Source organism: Mycobacterium sp., assembly GCF_052145595.1.
Lineage (GTDB): Bacteria > Actinomycetota > Actinomycetes > Mycobacteriales > Mycobacteriaceae > Mycobacterium.
In genome coordinates, this window is record NZ_JBKQOI010000382.1 from 1 (window position 1) to 2,573 (window position 2,573).

The 2,573-nt window shown below is 65.0% G+C and carries 2 protein-coding genes and 1 pseudogene; 2 read left to right on the plus strand and 1 reads right to left on the minus strand.

The genetic code is table 11. The features are described from left to right. Positions 1-282 precede the first annotated feature (282 nt). Positions 283-1,779 (minus strand): amidase, encoded by a 1,497-nt coding sequence (locus tag ACLP4W_RS30825; RefSeq protein WP_442380852.1) that lies wholly within the window; start codon positions 1,777-1,779, stop codon positions 283-285. 122 nt (positions 1,780-1,901) lie between these two features. On the opposite strand from ACLP4W_RS30825, the pseudogene ACLP4W_RS30830 reads away from it, so the two are divergent. Beyond that, positions 1,902-2,073 (plus strand): annotated as a pseudogene (locus tag ACLP4W_RS30830) (ATP-binding protein); the annotation flags it as partial. Between the two features lie 68 nt (positions 2,074-2,141). Then, the coding region (locus ACLP4W_RS30835; protein ID WP_442391485.1) for an alcohol dehydrogenase catalytic domain-containing protein at positions 2,142-2,573 on the plus strand (432 nt) is incomplete at its 3' end.

The window sequence follows — 2,573 nt, forward strand, 5'->3', positions numbered from 1 at the left end:
GGAGTTGGCCGATGCCGTGGCCGAGGCCCGCGTGCACGGACACACGTGGACTCAGATCGCAACCATGCTCGGCACCAGCCGCCAGGCCGCTCAGGAACGCTACGGCGAGCCGGCCGAGCGTCCGTAAAGCGGATCGATCCCTGCCCTGGGCATCCCAGCCGATCCATCGGACAAGGCATGGCCGAACTGGCCGACGAACTGTGACTGATCTCGAATTTCTGGGGCCACCCTCATCGAAACCTCACCGAGCCCAGATACCTGGTTTGCCTCACAGGGCAAGGACTAACTTGCCGGTAAGGCGGGTGCCGGATGCCGGTGGGACCAGGGATGGGCTTCTTCAAGTTGCGCCGCCAACTGTAAGAGATCGCCGTCCGCGCCCAGCCGTCCGACGAACTGCACGCCCAGAGGAAGCCCGGCGTCTGTCCAATGTAGCGGCACACTGATCGCGGGCCGCCCGGTGAGGTTGGCGAGCTGCGTGTAGGGTACCCAGCCCAGGCTCTCCTGGATCAGTTCATCGAGAATCCCGGTGAGCGCCAGCACTTTTCCGGCGTGCAACTTGCTGATCACCCGGGACACCGTCTGCAAGCGGGGCGATGTCGCCGTGGCACCGACCGCAAGGGGCGGGGTGGCCAGGGTGGGGGTCAGGAAGTAGTCGTAGCTCTCGTGGAACGTCGCCAGGGATTGGATGTAGTTGTTTGTGTTCTCCAGCGCAAGCATCGGTGCCAGGACGCCAGCGGATCGGCCGAGCTCACTCACGGCCAGGGTGTCGGCCTCAAAGTCACTGTCGCGGGCACCGATTCGCTGTTTGATCTCGGCGACATGTCGGTAGAGCTGCGCGAACCAAATGGTGAGAAAGTCGCGCGCCAATGCGGCGTCGTCGTAGGGCGGCTGGACTTCCTCGACCTGGTGACCCAGGTCGCGCAGCAGCTTCGCCGCTTCTTCGATTGCGGCGATCGCTTCCCGGTCGGGATGGGGGTTGATCGCCGAGGAGGTCGAATACCCGATCTTTACGGCGCCGGGACGACTCTTGATGTGTTTCGCGAACGGGACGTCGGGAAGCGCAACCTGATAGGCGGCAAGCGGATTGGGGCCGATGATCGCGTCATAGAGGGCGGCGCTGTCGCGCACGGTGCGCGAAACGACGCCCTGGGTCTCCATCCCGAACATCGGCTCGCCGGTCTGCGGCCCGTAGGGCGACAGCCCCCGGCTGGCCTTGAGGCCGACGAGCCCGTTGCAGGCGGCGGGGATGCGGATCGATCCGCCACCGTCGTTGGCCCCCGCTGCCGGAACGATGCCCGCCGCAACCGCGGCCCCCGATCCGCCCGACGAGCCGCCGGGAGTGTGCTCGGTGTTCCAGGGGTTGCGAGCCGGACCCAAGTACTCGGATTCCGTCACGCCCTTGGCCCCGAACTCGGGGGTATTGGTCATGCCGAAGATCACCAGCCCCGCGTCAAGGAACCGCTGCGTCACCAGGGCGTGCCGGTCGGCCACGTCATTGGCCAGCGACCTCGAACCGCACGACGTGGGAAAGCCCCGATACTCCTGATCAAGGTCTTTGATCAGAAAGGGCACCCCGGCAAACGCTCCGCGCAGATCCGGATCGGCGGCTTGCCTATCGGCGACGTCGTCGAGGCGACGAACGATCGCGTTCAACCTTGGATTGACCGCGTCGGCGCGTCGCCGCGCCAAAGCAACAAGTTCGGCCGGGGTGACCTGTTTGCGCTCGACCAACTCGGCCAGAGCGGTCGCATCCAATGACATGTACTCGTCAAGGTGCATTGGCCGATCCTATGACCCGGGCCGCTGACCAGCGTACAGACGCGACCATTTTTCGATGCAGGTCTGACAGCGAGGACCGGTAACACCACGCCATTGTCAACCTCGCCCGATCCCCTGATGTCATGATCCTTTGCGGAACCGTCGGAGTCGGGAAAACCCATGTGGCACAAGTCCTCGGGCACCCAGCCGCCCGCCGCGGCCGGGCGGTTCGCGAAAAGCTCCCGCGTGCTTTCAAATCTCGTCGGCGGTCACGCCGACCGATCCTGTGGGCCAAGAATCCGCGGATACAAGCGTTAGGTTAGTTAGGTGCCGATAAGCCCCAGCTCTCATGGTCCAAAAACGGAGATAAGGACGGACAGCTCATGAAAGCAGTGCGATTCGATCGCTACGGCAGCATCGACGTCCTCGATGTACGCGAGGTTCCCCGCCCGCAACCTGGCACCGGTGAAGTGCTGGTCGAGGTGAAGGCAGCTGGCGTCAACCCAGGCGAAGCGATGATTCGCCAGGGTGCGCTCGACGAGATCTTCCCAGCGACATTTCCGTCCGGGCAGGGCAGTGATCTCGCCGGTGTCGTCGCCGAGGTCGGCACCGGCGTCGATGCCTTCTCAGTGGGCGACGAGGTGCTGGGTTTCACGAACGGCCGAGCCAGCCACGCCGAATTCGTGGTGGTGCCCGCCGATCAGCTCACGCCCAAGCCGCCGGCAGTGTCATGGGAAGCCGCAGGGGGCCTGTTCGTCGCCGGCACCACGGCATACGCCGCGGTCCGCTCGGTCGAACTGACGCCGGGTGACACC